The 15,513-nt window shown below is 35.5% G+C and carries 16 protein-coding genes and 1 tRNA gene; 10 read left to right on the top strand and 7 right to left on the bottom strand.

What is annotated here, in order from left to right; all coding sequences use genetic code 11:
* Positions 1–57: 57 nt before the first annotated feature.
* Positions 58–810 carry a UDP-2,3-diacylglucosamine diphosphatase gene (locus ABIQ27_RS12325; RefSeq protein ID WP_348034199.1) on the bottom strand — a complete coding sequence of 251 codons (753 nt, stop codon included), beginning with the start codon at positions 808–810 and terminating at the stop codon, positions 58–60.
* 12 nt (positions 811–822) lie between these two features.
* Entirely contained in the window at positions 823–1,275 is a 453-nt protein-coding gene (locus ABIQ27_RS12320) for a 6-carboxytetrahydropterin synthase (protein ID WP_348034198.1), read from the bottom strand.
* Between the two features lie 156 nt (positions 1,276–1,431).
* Here ABIQ27_RS12320 and ABIQ27_RS12315 point away from each other — a divergent pair.
* Positions 1,432–1,505, top strand: a tRNA-Ala gene (locus tag ABIQ27_RS12315).
* Between the two features lie 34 nt (positions 1,506–1,539).
* On the opposite strand, the gene ABIQ27_RS12310 is transcribed toward ABIQ27_RS12315, so the two are convergent.
* Positions 1,540–2,112, bottom strand: a complete 573-nt coding sequence (locus tag ABIQ27_RS12310) for a DUF3109 family protein (protein ID WP_309614682.1) — start codon at positions 2,110–2,112, stop codon at positions 1,540–1,542.
* Between the two features lie 106 nt (positions 2,113–2,218).
* On the opposite strand from ABIQ27_RS12310, the gene ABIQ27_RS12305 reads away from it, so the two are divergent.
* From ABIQ27_RS12305 to ABIQ27_RS12295, 3 genes are all read left to right on the top strand, one after another.
* Positions 2,219–2,794 carry a MarC family protein gene (locus ABIQ27_RS12305; RefSeq protein ID WP_348034197.1) on the top strand — a complete coding sequence of 192 codons (576 nt, stop codon included), beginning with the start codon at positions 2,219–2,221 and terminating at the stop codon, positions 2,792–2,794.
* Between the two features lie 38 nt (positions 2,795–2,832).
* Positions 2,833–3,030 carry a hypothetical protein gene (locus ABIQ27_RS12300; RefSeq protein WP_348034196.1) on the top strand — a complete coding sequence of 66 codons (198 nt, stop codon included), beginning with the start codon at positions 2,833–2,835 and terminating at the stop codon, positions 3,028–3,030.
* Between the two features lie 86 nt (positions 3,031–3,116).
* Positions 3,117–3,725 (top strand): FAD-dependent oxidoreductase, encoded by a 609-nt coding sequence (locus ABIQ27_RS12295; RefSeq protein WP_348034195.1) that lies wholly within the window; start codon positions 3,117–3,119, stop codon positions 3,723–3,725.
* Position 3,726: 1 nt separating this feature from the next.
* Here ABIQ27_RS12295 and ABIQ27_RS12290 read toward each other — a convergent pair whose 3' ends face one another.
* The 3 genes from ABIQ27_RS12290 to ABIQ27_RS12280 form a co-directional block, all read right to left on the bottom strand.
* Positions 3,727–5,295, bottom strand: coding sequence for a S41 family peptidase (locus ABIQ27_RS12290; protein ID WP_348034194.1), 1,569 nt, complete (start codon positions 5,293–5,295; stop codon positions 3,727–3,729).
* Positions 5,296–5,326: 31 nt separating this feature from the next.
* A complete protein-coding gene (locus ABIQ27_RS12285) occupies positions 5,327–5,758 on the bottom strand; it encodes a dCMP deaminase family protein (RefSeq protein WP_348034193.1) in 432 nt (143 codons plus the stop codon).
* 133 nt (positions 5,759–5,891) lie between these two features.
* Entirely contained in the window at positions 5,892–6,485 is a 594-nt protein-coding gene (locus tag ABIQ27_RS12280) for a HupE/UreJ family protein (protein WP_348034192.1), read from the bottom strand.
* Positions 6,486–6,635: 150 nt separating this feature from the next.
* On the opposite strand from ABIQ27_RS12280, the gene ABIQ27_RS12275 reads away from it, so the two are divergent.
* Positions 6,636–7,067 (top strand): TerB family tellurite resistance protein, encoded by a 432-nt coding sequence (locus tag ABIQ27_RS12275; RefSeq protein ID WP_348034191.1) that lies wholly within the window; start codon positions 6,636–6,638, stop codon positions 7,065–7,067.
* Between the two features lie 124 nt (positions 7,068–7,191).
* On the opposite strand, the gene fbp is transcribed toward ABIQ27_RS12275, so the two are convergent.
* Entirely contained in the window at positions 7,192–8,199 is a 1,008-nt protein-coding gene (fbp, locus tag ABIQ27_RS12270) for a class 1 fructose-bisphosphatase (RefSeq protein WP_348034190.1), read from the bottom strand.
* A gap of 107 nt (positions 8,200–8,306) precedes the next feature.
* Between fbp and ABIQ27_RS12265 the strand changes: the two genes are divergently transcribed.
* The 5 genes from ABIQ27_RS12265 (at position 8,307) to ABIQ27_RS12245 (ending at position 15,412) form a co-directional block, all read left to right on the top strand.
* A complete protein-coding gene (locus ABIQ27_RS12265) occupies positions 8,307–8,789 on the top strand; it encodes a GNAT family N-acetyltransferase (protein WP_348034189.1) in 483 nt (160 codons plus the stop codon).
* A 71-nt stretch (positions 8,790–8,860) separates the two neighbouring features.
* Positions 8,861–10,114 (top strand): aspartate kinase, encoded by a 1,254-nt coding sequence (locus tag ABIQ27_RS12260; RefSeq protein ID WP_348034188.1) that lies wholly within the window; start codon positions 8,861–8,863, stop codon positions 10,112–10,114.
* Between the two features lie 40 nt (positions 10,115–10,154).
* On the top strand, positions 10,155–13,553 hold the full coding sequence (locus ABIQ27_RS12255) for a hypothetical protein (protein ID WP_348034187.1): 3,399 nt from the start codon (positions 10,155–10,157) through the stop codon (positions 13,551–13,553).
* Between the two features lie 68 nt (positions 13,554–13,621).
* Positions 13,622–14,089, top strand: a complete 468-nt coding sequence (locus ABIQ27_RS12250; RefSeq protein WP_348034186.1) for a hypothetical protein — start codon at positions 13,622–13,624, stop codon at positions 14,087–14,089.
* 345 nt (positions 14,090–14,434) lie between these two features.
* The gene (locus tag ABIQ27_RS12245; protein WP_348034185.1) at positions 14,435–15,412 is read left to right on the top strand and encodes a ribonucleotide-diphosphate reductase subunit beta; all 978 of its coding nucleotides are present in this window, start codon (positions 14,435–14,437) and stop codon (positions 15,410–15,412) included.
* The last annotated feature ends 101 nt before the right edge of the window (positions 15,413–15,513 follow it).

The following is a 15,513-nucleotide window of genomic DNA, read 5'->3' as shown; positions in this document are numbered from 1 at the left end:
GCTAAAGATACAATAATTCGATAAAGAATTTAATTAAAAGAAAATCTAGAGATGACCTTAATACTCCTTCAGCTCAAAGTTCTTGCCATCAAAAACACCATAAGTAAAATAGCCAATCCAATCGCCAAGGTTGACATATTGTGAGTTTTCGCCAACAGTTAGCACCATTGGTAAATGACGATGACCAAAAATAAGGTAATTGTAATGTTTTGTTTCGAGTTTTCGTTTGGCATATTGTACCAGCCATTCATTTTCTTCACCAAGAAATTTTACATCGGCATCGCCTGAAATGAGTTTATTTTTTACCGAAAGATATTGTGCGAGTGTAACACCAATATCCGGATGAAGCCAGCGATAAAGCCATTTTGAAAACGGGCTCGTAAACACTTTTTTCATGCGTTTATAACCTTTGTCGCCTGGGCCTTTTCCGTCGCCATGACCAATCAAAAAAGTTTTTCCATTGAATTCATATTCCTGATTATCGTGATAAACCGGAATATTAAGTTCTTTTTGAAAATAATCACCCATCCACAAATCATGGTTGCCCACAAAGAAATAAATTGGAATTCCGCTATCGCGGATTTCAGCTAATTTGCCCAGAACTCTCACAAAACCTTTCGGCACAACGGTTTTATATTCAAACCAAAAATCAAATAAATCACCCAAAAGGAAAATGCATTCGGCATCTTTTTTTACTTCGTCAAGCCAGGCGACAAACTTTTGCTCACGCGGAAAACTTTCTTCAGGCGTTGGTGCGCCAAAATGCTGGTCGGAGGCAAAATATATTTTTTTGTTTGGAGAAATAGTCATCAATAGTTGAAGTTATTCGTTATCTGAGGCATACCATTCGGCAAAAGAAGTATCTGTTTCCTGTAATTTAAGCGAATGTAATTTAATGTCAGCGGGCAAACGATTTTTTATTTTTTGAGCAAAATCAGTTACCATATTTTCACTCGTAGGTTGATAATTTACTAAAATCACATGATGCCCACGTTTTTTTAATTCGGCAGCCAATTCGACATGCGGCGTATTTTTATTAAAAACAGTAGCATGGTCAAAAGCGTCAACAATCTCTTCTTTGACAATTTTTTTCAAATCAGAAAAGTCAATCACCATTCCGAATTTCACATTAGAAGTATCCGAAATAGGCTGTCCAATAACTGTTACAGACAATTTATAACTATGCCCGTGCACATTTTTACATTTGCCATCATAACCATAGAGCGCATGTCCAGTTTCGAAAGAAAATTGTTTGGTGATTCTGATGTTATTCATGCTTTTGAATTTATTTCATCCGTTCGACCAATTCTTGATCTCGGGTGCTGCAAAGGTAATTACTTTTTTAGTTCAAGTAAATTTATAATAATTATTAAAAAGATGGGTTTTGAATTGCTATTTGTTTCTATAAAATATATATTTGCCCAACACTTTGGGGGATTAGCTCATTTGGCTAGAGCGCTTGCCTGGCAGGCAAGAGGTAACCGGTTCGACTCCGGTATTCTCCACAAAAAAGCCTAAATCAATTGATTTAGGCTTTTTTTATTTCTCTTTTTTTAAATCTTCGGCTACTTTTTCTAATTCGGCATACCAATCTTCACCAAATTTTCGAATCAAAGCTTCTTTTACAAATTTATATACAGGAACTTCAAGTTCTTTTCCTAATAAACACGCAGGATTGCAAATATCCCAACGGTCATAATTGACTGCGGCGAATTCGGTAAAATCCTTTACACGAATCGGATACAAATGACATGAAACTGGTTTTTTCCAATCGATTATTCCTTGATTATACGCTTGTTCTATTCCACAAAGCGCTGTCTTTCCATCAAAAATCACATACGCACAATCTTTGTTATCAATCAGTGGTGTTTCCAAATCCTGATCAGTTCCCACAACCCAAGTTCCCAGTCTTTCGATAGCTTCTATACCTTCTTTTCGTAGAAAAGGTTTTACTTTTGGATAGATTTCTTCCAGAATTTTGGTTTCTTCTTTTGTCAAAGGTGCACCAGCATCGCCATCTACACAACACGCGCCATGACAAGCCGAAAGATTACAAACAAAATCTTTTTCGAGGATGTCTTCAGAAACGATGGTTTTGCCTAATTGAAACATAAATGAATTTGGGATTAATGATTGAATTCCTTGCAAAAATAGCCAATTTAGATTTGGGATTTGGAATTTCCATTTTGGAATTTAGTACTTTTGGGAAAAGTAATTTATGAACTTCGATTTTAGAGAAATAGCCACAGCCACAATGGTGCTTTTTGCCGTGATTGATATCGTCGGAAGTATTCCTGTGATTATTGGTTTACGTGCGAAATTTGGTCATATACAATCAGAAAAAGCATCTTTGGTTTCAGCCGGAATTATGATCGCGTTTCTTTTTGTAGGTGAAGAAATCCTGAAATTGATTGGTATTGATGCCAATTCATTTGCTGTTGCAGGTTCGTTTGTATTGTTCTTTTTAGCGTTAGAAATGATACTCGGAATCAGATTATACAAAGACGAAAAAGCAACTTCGGCTTCAATAGTTCCGATTGCATTCCCCTTGGTTGCCGGCGCCGGAACAATGACAACATTGCTTTCACTGCGAGCTGAATTTCAATCTATAAATATAATTGTAGCCATACTTCTGAATATTATTTTGGTGTATTTAGTTCTGAAATCTTCGGGCAAAATTGAAAAAATGCTTGGAGAAAACGGACTGAGCATTATCAGAAAAGTTTTTGGCATTGTGCTTTTAGCGATTGCTGTTAAATTATTCGCTGCTAATGTTAAAGGTCTCTTTGCGTAATGCCAAAATTTAGTATTTTTGTCCTCTAAATGTAGTTCATGAAAATTTTCACAAACATTCTTCTTTTTATTGCTATTGCGTTGATAATAGTAAATATCTTTCTTCTTGATTTTAAAAATCCTTTTGAAGGTAACAGCATGGTAGCTTTGATTGGCATCGTAGCTTCTTTTTGTGCCGTTTTTATTCTTATGATTTTCAGAATGTCAAAAAAAATCGAAGAAAAGCTTAAACACTAAAGATTTAAAATCACAAATTTCAAGCACCAAATTCCAACTTTTTGAAGCATTGGGATTTGGAATTTCAATATAATAAAGTTTAACTTATGTATGATGTATTGATTATTGGTGGAGGCGTTTCAGGTCTGTCATGCGCTTTGGTTTTGGGTTCGGCTCACAAAAAAGCATTTGTACAGGATAAAAAAATTGGAATTATCACGCATCAAAAAATATCTTCACTTCAGGAAGCTATATTTTACAATGCTTATGGCGTTCCATCAGGAAAATTAGGTTCAGAATTATTGACTGAAAGTACTGAACATCTGCAACAATTATATCCGCATGTAACTCAAATTGAAGGCGAAAAAGTATTGAAAGTATCAGGCGAATTTCCAAACTTTACGGTTACAACCAATAAGAATTCGCATCAAACTAAAAGCATTGTTGTTGCAATTGGCTATTCTAACACTTTTGATATTGAAGGTTTGATGAACTTTGTTGAGCCACACAAAAAAGCAATAGCAGAAAAGCAACGAATTCAACTCAAAAATGAAGATCATAAAGTTGCTGAAGGAATTTATGTAGTAGGAACGCTTGCAGGTTGGCGCAGTCAGTTAGCCATTGCAGCAGGAAGTGGCGCTGCCGTTGCTACTGATATCCTGACTTTGTGGAATAACGGAATTTCTTCACAAAGCCACGATTCGATAAAAAAATAGTTTATTTCAAGACTGCTTTCAGCATCGTATCATCCTTAAGAATGACATTGTAGTATTGGCTTTCGCCAAATAATTGTCGGGCTAATTCAGCGGTAATGTATTTTTTGACCACAGTTTTATTATTCTCCAATTTCATGTCCAATCCAACGCCTTTTAGATACCCTTCAAATTTTGAAGTGTAACTATCATCATTTTGCATTTGAGCTAAGAATTGTTGAAACTTCAATCCTTTGAATAAGTTTCTGTTTTTGTCGAGTTGTTCAAAAACGAAATGGCCTACAATACCGGAATTAAGAATATAAGCCAAATTCTCTTCTCCTTTTTTTACTTCAAGCGGCACAAAAATATCGGGTACAATTCCACCGCCGCCATAAACTGTTCTGCCTTTCTTGGTTTTGAATTTAAGCGAATCTGCGACTTTTATTTTATCTTTTTCATAGAGTTCGCCACTTTCAAAACGCGTTTCAAAATCATGGCTGTATTTTTCGCCTTCGCCTTTTATATATGGTTTTTGAATCGAACGCCCACTTGGAGTGTAATATCTGGAAATCGTTAACCGAACGGCCGAGCCGTCATCAAAATCCATTTCGCGCTGCACCAATCCTTTTCCGAAAGAACGTCTGCCTACAATAGTTCCTCTATCATTATCCTGAATAGCACCAGCCAGAATCTCACTTGCCGAAGCAGAGTTTTCGTCAACTAAGACATAAAGTTTTCCGGTTTCAAAAATGCCTTCTGTTGTTGCATAAGTTTTATCGACTGTTCCTTTTCTATTTTTGGTAAAAACAATAAGCTCTTTATCTTTTAGGAATTCGTCAGCAATTGACACAGCTCTTTCAAGATAACCGCCGCCATTATCACGAAGGTCAATGATTAAAGTGGTCATTCCCTGTTTTTTCAATTTCTCTAAACCAGCTCTGAATTCATCATAGGTGTTTTCTGCAAAACGATTTATTTTAATATAGCCCGAAGTTTTGTTGAGCATCAAATAAGTGTCAACGCTTTTTATCGGAACGACTTCGCGTACAACATTCAGTTTTAGTTTTTTGTTGGTACTTTTTCTAAAGACCGTCAACAAAACATTAGAACCTTCTTCGCCTTTTAGTTTGTTGAATAAACTATCTGTTGGCAATTTTCGGCCAAAAAGTTTGGTTTTATCTGCGTATAAAATTCTGTCTCCTGAAAGGATTCCTGCTTTTTGCGCTGGTCCATTTTCTAAAGGTTTAACCACAGTAACGGTGTCATTATACATATAAAAATTCACACCAATACCCACAAAATCACCTTTCATGATTTCGGCTTCCGAAGTTTGTTCACTTGCAGGTAGATATACCGAATGTGGATCGAGGTTTGCCAAAATGCTGTTTACGGTCATGTCAACAATTGAATCAGAATTGACATCATCAACATATTCTTCGTTAATAAAATCGATTAGTCGTTCAATTTTGACTTTTCGGGCGTTTTGTTTTGATAAGGTTCGCTTCGGAAAATTAACCATGCCACCAATGACAACTCCCATGGCAACGCATGCAAATAATAGTATTGGTAAGTATTTTTCCTTTGATTTCATATATGCTGTCCCGAAGATTCGGGATTATTTTTTATTGATTTAAATCTTCAATTTGAGTAACAGCAACTCCTGCTTTTTCTAAAAATTCCAGACCAGTATTATCACGATACCCGTTTTGAAAAACAACTCGTTTGATTCCCGATTGATGGATTAGTTTGCTGCATTCTTTGCAAGGAGAAAGCGTAATGTATAAAGTCGCATTTTCACAAGTTTGTGTAGAACGAGCTACTTTTGAAATAGCATTTGCTTCGGCATGAAGCACAAACCATTGTGTTAATCCTTCTTCATCTTCGCAGCAGTTTTCAAAACCAGACGGTGTTCCGTTATAACCATCAGAAATAATCATTCGGTCACGAACAATAATGGCTCCAACCTGTTTGCGTTTGCAATAGGAAAGTTTGCTCCATTCGGCAGCAATTCTTAGATAAGCAATATCGTATTTGAGTTGTTTTGTTTCTTTCATTTATTCTGAACTTGTTTCAGAATCTTTTGCAGGATTCTTTAAAATCAAAAGGTTTTTCATCTAGCCTCTCGTCATGCAGACGAGACAGAAATATGGACAGCAAATATACCGAAACCTTTCGCTTCAATTCTAATTATTTAACCCAAATTTCACTTCTGATAATCATCGGGATTACTACGCCGACTACAAAGGCAGAAACAATTAAAATCCAGTCGCGTTTTGAGAATTTGAGTAAGGTTTGAACAACATAAGCGAGTAGTAAAGCCAAAAGAACCACAATGATTTGTGATACGCCAAACCCAAGTGAAGATTCAAAAAGAGGCAACAACTTATCGGTTGGTTTTCCGGAAAGATGCGCATTCAAATAATTAGCAAAACCCAATCCGTGAATGATTCCGAATAACGAAGTGACAATCGCGATAAAGGTAATACCGTCTTTTTTGCTTGATTTTCCTGAAGAAAGAATGTTGTATAAAGCGGTTATAAGAATAATTATCGGAATGATAAAAGCTACAATATTGACCTTAATCGCTATAACATTAAAAACGGAAAGCATCAGCGCCAAAGTATGCCCAGCGGTGAATAATGAAACAAGAATCAGAATTCTTTTCCATGATTTGAATTCATAAGGAACGGTGAGCGCTAAAAGAAACAAAACATCATTGTAGGCAAGAATATTCCACATGTGTTTTAATCCAATAGTGAAGTAAATCAAGAAATCTGACATAGTATTTGGGTTGTTTGGCTTTGTAAACTTACAATTTATTTTGTTTTGCCATAAAAAATAAACCCTAAAATCGATGAAAAACATTTTTTGATTTCCATTTCCAAAAAAGGGGATTTTGAATTATATTTGCATCTTAAAACCAATAAGATTATGTCATTTTCAGATTTATTTGATAGCGAATTTAAAAGTAGAAATAAAGGTCATTTTTCAGCAATTGTGCGTGTTGCAATTGCCGATGGCGATTTGAGCAGAGAAGAAAAAGATTTCCTTGATAAACTGGCAGTTCGTTTAGAAATTTCGGCAGCAGAATATGAAGAGATTTTGGAAAATCCTTTGAAATACCCAATCAATGCACCTTATTTGCATATACAACGTTTGGAGCGTTTGTATGATTTGTCAAGAATGGTTTATGCAGATCATATTCTTGGACCAAAACAAAAAGAAATCCTGACTAAATTTGCTTTAGCACTTGGATTTACACCGGGAAACGTTTCTTTTATTGTTGATAAGGCAATGTCCTTATTGATGCTGAATGTAGATTTAGATTCTTTCATTTACGAAATGACTCATATGAATAAATAGTAGCAAAGTTGCAAAGCAGCTGAGTTACAGAGTCAAAAAAGCCGATATCATTTGATGTCGGCTTTTTTGTATCAAATAGTTAAAAACTTTGAAACTTTGGGACTTTGAAACTCTGCAACCACAATTAGCTATACTTCGCCATATAAGATTCAGCCTTTTCGACCATATTGTAGCTTCCGCAGAAAAACGGAACGCGTTCATGTAATTCGGTTGGTTCAAGTTCCATAATCCTTCCAAAACCATTAGAAGCTTTTCCGCCGGCTTGTTCAGCAATAAATGCCATCGGATTGCATTCGTATAACAAACGGAGTTTCCCGTTTGGTGCTTTTGAACTCGTTGGATAAATATAAATTCCGCCTTTAATCATGTTTCTGTGAATATCGGAAACCAAACTTCCAATATAGCGTGAAGTATAAGGTCTGTCGCCTTCTTCCAGCTGACAATATTTCAAATAATCTTTTACACCTTGCGGAAAATGAACATAGTTTCCTTCGTTGATGGAATAAATATTCCCGTCTTTTGAAAACTGCATGTTTGGGTGTGATAAGTAAAAAGTTCCAATCGCGGGATTTAAAGTAAACCCATTCACGCCATGACCGGTTGTGTAAACCAACATCGTAGAAGTTCCATAAATCACATAACCAGCGGCAACTTGTTGCGTGCCTGGTTGTAGAAAATCTTTTGTACAGACCGGAGTTCCAACGGGTGTAACACGTCTGTAAACAGAAAAAATAGTTCCCACAGAAACGTTTACATCAATATTTGACGAACCATCAAGCGGATCCATTAAAACAACATATTTATTGCTATGGCTTTTGTCAGAACCAGCTACGGTTATAAAATCGTCGTTTTCTTCCGATGCAATTCCGCAGACAATTTCTCTGTTGATTAAGGTTTGGATAAAAATATTATTCGCATAAACATCCAGTTTTTGCTGGTCTTCACCTTGAACGTTTTGCTCTCCGGCAGCGCCAACAATGTCAACCAAACCGGCTTTGTTTACTTTGTAACTTACTACTTTAGCTGCTAATCTGATGGAATTGATAATTCTGGATAATTCTCCCGAAGAATATTTGAATTCTTCTTGTTTTTCGATGATAAATTCACCTAAGGTTTTGTTGCGTTCTTCCATTCCGAAATCGTTGTAGTTGTTTGTGCAAATATCGATAAATTTGCCAAAGAAAAAATCTATTTCGCGAAGAAATTAATAATTGTATTTTTGCGTAAAATTTGACACAAATGAATATCCGAAAAGGAGAAAAAAAAGATATGAAAGCCGTTCTTGATTTAATTCAGGAATTAGCCACTTTCGAAAAAGAACCCGATGCGGTTGTGCTAACTGTTGCCGATTTAGAACGAGACGGATTTGAAGATTATCCATTGTTTCACACTTTCGTAGCTGAGGTTAATAATGAGATTGTTGGCATAGCGTTATATTATTATCGCTATTCAACATGGAAAGGCAAAACCATTCATTTGGAAGATTTGATTGTCAAAGAAAAAATGCGCGGCTCAGGTTTGGGATTTGCGTTGTATTCTAAAATTATCGAGCAAGGCCAACTGGATAAAGTGCGCCGAATAGAATGGAATGTGCTCGATTGGAACACACCGGCAATCGATTTTTATATCAAATCGGGAGCAAGAATTCTAGACGACTGGCGAGTAGCGCAAATGGATGAAACAGGCATTTCAAATTTTTTAGAAAATTTGAAAGCCAAATAATAAAAATCAAATTCCAAATTCCAATTATTGGAATTTGGAGTTTTAATTATTGGAATTTTAAAATTAGAAGAATGAGAATTTTTAAATTTGGTGGCGCATCGGTAAAAGATGCTGAAGGAATAAAAAATGTATTTAGCGTATTGGAAAAAGTAGGTCACGAAGACACACTTTTGGTGATTTCAGCAATGGGAAAAACCACAAATGCACTGGAAATTGTAATCAAGAATTATTTTGAAAAATCAGGTGAACTGAATTCTTCTTTACAGGATGTTCGAAAGTACCACAACCAAATTTTGTTGGATTTATTTGACGATGAAGACCACGACGTTTTTTATGCGGTAAACAGTCATTTTGCCGATTTAGAATATTTTATCCGAAGCAATAAATCGCCAAATTATAACTTTGTGTATGACCAGGTTGTGAGCTTTGGAGAAATTGTTTCGACTACAATCGTAAGCCATTATTTCAATTACGCGGGTTTAAAAAACAACTGGATTGACGTTAGGAATTTTATTAAAACTGATGCAACTTATCGCGATGCAGAAGTTAATTGGGAAAAAACACAACAAATCATTTCAAAAGGAATTAAGAAAAAAGCGCTTAACATCACTCAGGGATTTTTAGGTTCGGACGAAAATAATTTCACTACAACTTTGGGTCGCGAAGGTTCCGATTACACCGCTGCAATTTTTGCCTATTGCTTAAATGCCGAAAGTGTTACGATTTGGAAAGACGTTCCCGGAGTTTTGAATGCCGATCCGCGTTATTTTGAAAATGCAGTGCTGTTGAATCAGATATCATATCGCGAAGCAATCGAGCTGGCGTTTTACGGAGCTTCGGTAATTCACCCAAAAACATTACAGCCGTTACAAAAAAAGGAAATTCCGTTGTTTGTAAAGTCTTTTGTGAATCCACTTTTGCCTGGAACAAGCGTCTCAAAAGGTCAAGATTTAGAGCCAAAAACACCTTGTTTTATTGTAAAAAGAGATCAATTGCTGATTTCATTATCGTCTATCGATTTCTCATTCATCATGGAAGAAAACATCAGCGAGATTTTTGCAATGTTCCACCAATACAAAATCAAAGTTAGCCTGATTCAGAATTCTGCGATTAGCTTTTCGGTTTGTATCGAAGATAAATTTGGTAATTTCAATGAGGCAAAAAACATTTTGTCCAAAAAATTCAAAGTTTCATACAATGAAAATGTATCGCTTTTTACCATCAGGCATTTTACAAAAGAAGCAGCAGAAATGGTCGAAAAAGACAAAACCGTTTTGCTAAAGCAAATTTCAAGAGAAACGATGCAGATTGTGACGAAAGAGTAATTTTTATACTCAAAACAGCTTTTTTACGTTTATAATATGTATGCTAAAAAAACTTTTTTTATTGTTGGTCTTCATAAGTTTTTCCCAGCTTTCGGCTCAGGAAATCAAGACCTTATATAACAGTAAAAAAGTTGCCGTTTCCAATGATACAATCGAGATTGAAAAGGTCAGCATCAGTCCAAGTTTCTTCAAATTACAAAACTCCGAAGGCAAGGAAATTGATACAAGTTTCTATAAAATTGATTTCAAAAAAGGAAAACTGGTTTTTAAAAACGGATTTACTTCTCAGGATAGTTTGACGGTTCGTTATTTCAAATTTCCGGAGCAGTTAACCAAAACCTATAGCATTTATGACCAGGACAGAGTTGTTGCCAATGACGGCAGCAATTTGTATAAAGTCAATCGCTCTATCAAAAAATTTGTGCCGTTTGACGGTTTGAATACTTCGGGAAGCATCACGCGTGGCGTTACGATTGGAAACAACCAAAATGCTTCGGTAAGTTCCAATCTCGATTTGCAAATCACAGGAAAAATATCTGATAAAGTCTCGCTTCGCGCTTCGATTCAGGATTCCAATATTCCGCTTCAGGATAATGGATATTCCCAAAAACTCGATGAATTCGACCAGATTTTCATCGAATTGTTTACAGATAAATGGAATATTCGTGCCGGCGATTTATTTCTTGAAAACCGACAGTCAAAATTTCTGAATTTCAATAAAAAAGTACAGGGACTTTCGACGCATTTCACTTTTGGCGGCGAAGAAAACAAGACTGATATTTTTGCTTCGGCAGCTTTGGTACGCGGACAATATGCGAAAAGTGCGTTCACTGGTCAGGAAGGAAATCAAGGCCCATATAAATTACGGGGCAATAATGGGGAACTATATGTCTTGGTCATTTCGGGTTCGGAACGGGTTTACGTCAATGGAATTCTGCGCAAGCGAGGCGAAAGCAATGATTATATTATCGATTATAATGCTGGAGAAATAACATTTACATCGCTGTTTCCAATAACTTCTGAAATGCGGATTGTCATTGAATACCAATATTCAGATAGGAATTATACTCGATTTGTGACTTATGCCGGAACTAATCATCAGGCAAAAAATTGGAGTTTGGGCGGTTATTTATATTCTGAAAATGATGTGAAAAACCAACCGCTGCAACAAAATTTAAACGCAGAACAAGTTGCGATTTTGAGTAACGCCGGAGATAATATCAATTTGATGAATGCACCATCAGCGTATCCGGATTCGTATTCAGAAAATAAAATTCTGTACAAAAAAATCATAGTTACCGGCGGAGAAGCTTTTGAATATTCAAATGTTTCTACAGATGAATTATACAACGTGAGATTTACTTTGGTTGGGAATAATCTTGGGAATTATATTTTGACAAATTCTTCCGCAATTGGTAAAATTTACCAATATGTAGAGCCTATAGCCGGGATTTCGCAAGGAAATTATGAACCGATAACACGTTTGGTAGCGCCTACAAAAATCCAAATTGCAACTGTTTTAGGGAAATACAATCCGGGCGAAAAAACTTCGATTGATTTTGAGGTCGGTGTAAGCAATAATGATTTGAATTTGTATTCTGCTATTGATGATAACAATAATAAAGGTGTTGCCGGGAAACTGAATTTCAAGCAACGCTTATTTACCAAAAAATGGGAAATTGACGCTTTTGGAAATTATCAGTATTTGCAGGAAAATTTCAAAACCATTGAACGTTTGTTCAATATCGAGTTTAATCGCGACTGGAATTTGACCACTTTTGAAGGCAATCAAAGTTTACTGATTAACGGTTTGGATTTCGTTCTGCCCAAAAAAGGAAAGCTAACCTATCAGTTCGAAAAACTGGATTTCTCCAAAAGTTTTTCGGGAAACCGTCATATCATTAATGGCTTGTTCAACCTTAACAATTGGAATATTCTTCAAAACAGCAGTTACCTAAAAAGTGACGGAACATACTCCAATTCAACGTTTATCCGAAACCAATCACAGGTTCGTTATAACTTTAAAAAGAATTGGATTGGCAGTAGTCTGCGTTTCGAGAACAATAAAGAGAAATTAGTTGCAGCACAGCAATTATCATCTTTGAGCCAGCGTTTTACCGAATATGGCGCTTTTGTTGGACGCGGCGACAGTACCAAAGTTTTTGTGGAATTAGGTTATTTACAACGTCTTAATGATAGTTTGCAAAATGGTTTTTTGCAAAGAGTAAATACGTCGCAATCTTATTATTTGAAATCGAAATTATTGCAAAACAAGAAAAGCGATTTGTCTTTGTTTGTCAATTACAGAAATCTGAAATACGTTGATAACACAAGAAAAAACGAGCCTTCATTGAATTCGAGATTGTTGTATAACGACAAATATTTTAACCAACTGATGCTGGTTACAACAGCTTATGAAACTACTTCGGGAACAATCGCGCAACAGGAATTCACGTATTTAGAAGTCGAGCCAGGACAAGGAGTTTACACTTGGATTGATTACAACGGCAACGGCATTCAGGAATTGGAAGAGTTTGAAGTTGCTGCTTTTCCGGATCAGGCAAAATATGTTCGTGTGTTTTTACCGAATCAGACATTTGTAAAAACGCATCAGAATAAATTTTCACAAGCGGTGACTTTAAATCCGAGTCAATGGCAAAATGCAGCAGGATTCAAACAGGTTTTGTCCCATTTTTATAACCAGACATCTTTTTTAATCGAGCGAAAAATAAAGAGAAACGGCGACAATTTTGACTTAAATCCGTTTTCAACTTCAGATGAAAATCTTTTGGGCTTGAATACGAGTTTTAGAAATAGTCTGTTTTACAATAGAGGAAAGCAGAAACATTCTGTAACCTATACATTCATCACAAACCGAATTAAGAACTTGCTCTCTGTTGGTTCGCAGGAAAATGAAAACAGCACGCATCAGTTGCAATATTCGCATTTAGTTCAAAAAACATGGCTTTTTACTTTGGGAACCGAAACTTCGAAATCTGATTTGACTTCTGAAAATTACAGCAGCAAAAATTATAAAGTCGAGGGCTATCAAATTGGCCCAAAGATTTCTTATTTATTCAATAAAAATGCGAGTTGGGATGTTTTTTATGAATACCAAAACAAAGAAAATCAAATTGGGAATTCTGAAAAATTATTGCAGAACCGATTTGGGACTTCTTTTTCTTATGCCAATGATAAGAAAGTTACGATGAATGGAGAGTTTTCTTTGTATCAGAATAAATTCGAGGGCAATGCCCAATCTGCTGTGGCATTTCAAATGTTGGAAGGATTACAGCCTGGGAAAAATATGACCTGGCGATTGTTGCTTCAAAAAAATCTAACGCAGTTTTTGGATATCAACATTATCTATCAAGGCAGAAAAACTGAAACCAGCCAAACTATTCACACAGGAAATATACAATTAAGAGCATATTTTTAACATTATTGAATGGTATTGCATTTATTTTTTTCTTAATTTTATCCATATAATCCAATAAATAAAATATCATGAAAAAATTATTTTTATTGTGCTTCCTTTTTGTTTTTATAGCAGCAACAAATGCTCAGGAAACAAAAGTAGTTAAGGCTAAAACGAAAGCTAAAACTGAAGTTAAAGTAACAACACCTAAGCTTAAAAAAGATGGAACCCCGGACAAGCGTTATAAAGATGACGCAAAAGATGTTAAGCTTAAAAAAGACGGAACAGTTGACAAACGCTATAAAGCCAAAGAAAACAGTGCTTCGGCAACTGGAGTTGCAAAATCAACTTCCGGAAAAACTGGAGCTGCTGTTAATAAAGTAGAAGCAAAGACAAAAAAAGTAATCAAAGAAAGAGTATCCAACGAAAAAGCGCCAAGAACTCCGGATAAAGTGACTGGAAAATATAATGGTAAAAAAGTGTACACTGGGCCAAGAGGAGGAAGATATTACATCAACTCTAATGGTAATAAAACCTATATTTCGGATGATAAATAAGAAATAAAGTAAACACTTTTCGAAGAGCGGTTTTTCTACTGGAAAACCGCTCTTTTTTTGAGTCAAAAAATTACATTTTCAGAAGATAAAAAATGTTAAAATTTTACTATCAGAAAATTCGTAATTCTCTTTGTTTTAGGGCTTTTAGAAAAATTTATAAATTTTAAATAATTGAAAATCAATACGATACAAAAAACACATTACGAACAGTAATTTGTTAAAAATGTTAAAAACTAGAGCGTATTGTGAATAAGTTTAACTTCCATTTTACGTTTCATTTAGTAATCTTTGTAACATACAGATTTCAATAAGAAATCATCCAAATATTAAAAAGACAAATTCAAAATGGCCAGCATAGAACCAATTTTACAAGAAAACAAAAACCGCTTCGTGATTTTCCCAATAAAACATCACGATATATGGGATTGGTACAAAAAAATGGAAGCCAGTTTCTGGACTGCAGAAGAAATTGATTTGCACCAGGATTTGTCTGATTGGAACAACAAACTGAATGATGATGAGAAATATTTTATCAAGCACATTTTAGCTTTTTTCGCGGCTTCTGACGGAATTGTAAATGAGAATTTGGCTGAGAATTTTGTAAACGAAGTGCAATATCCGGAAGCTAAGTTTTTCTACGGTTTCCAAATCATGATGGAAAATATCCACAGCGAAACCTATTCGCTTTTGATTGATACTTACGTGAAAGACGAAGCCGAAAAAGCGCAGCTTTTCAACGCATTGGAAGTTTTTCCGGCGATTAAGAAAAAAGCAGATTGGGCTTTAAAATGGATTAGTTCTGATTCGTTTGCCGAAAGATTGATTGCTTTTGCAGCTGTTGAAGGAATATTTTTCTCAGGAGCATTCTGTTCAATTTACTGGTTGAAAAAGCGTGGATTAATGCCAGGCTTAACATTTTCAAATGAATTAATTTCACGTGACGAAGGTGTTCACTGCGATTTCGCCGTGCATTTACACAACCACCATTTGATTCACAAAGTTTCAAAAGCCAGAATTGCAGAAATTATTACCGATGCTTTAGACATCGAGCGTGAGTTTGTTACCGAATCGCTTCCTGTTAGTTTGATTGGGATGAACGCTGGTTTAATGACACAATATTTAGAATTCGTTGCCGATAGATTATTGGTAGAATTAGGTTGCAAAAGAGTATACAACTCAAGCAATCCATTCGATTTTATGGACATGATTTCGTTACAGGGAAAAACCAATTTCTTCGAAAAACGCGTTGCAGAATACCAAAAAGCAGGCGTAATGAACACCGATTCAGAATCTGGAAAAATCAGTTTCGACGCTGATTTTTAATTAGCACCAAGCTTTTAGCAGTTAGCTATCAGCTAAAATCATTATCAAGAATACCACCTCAGGCTAAAAAAAAGCTAAAAGCTGATGCCTGACAGCTAAAA

Source organism: Flavobacterium sp. (assembly GCF_039916025.1).
GTDB lineage: Bacteria > Bacteroidota > Bacteroidia > Flavobacteriales > Flavobacteriaceae > Flavobacterium.
The sequence above is the reverse complement of the archived record's forward strand: the minus strand, read 5'-3'. Positions and strand labels throughout refer to the sequence as shown.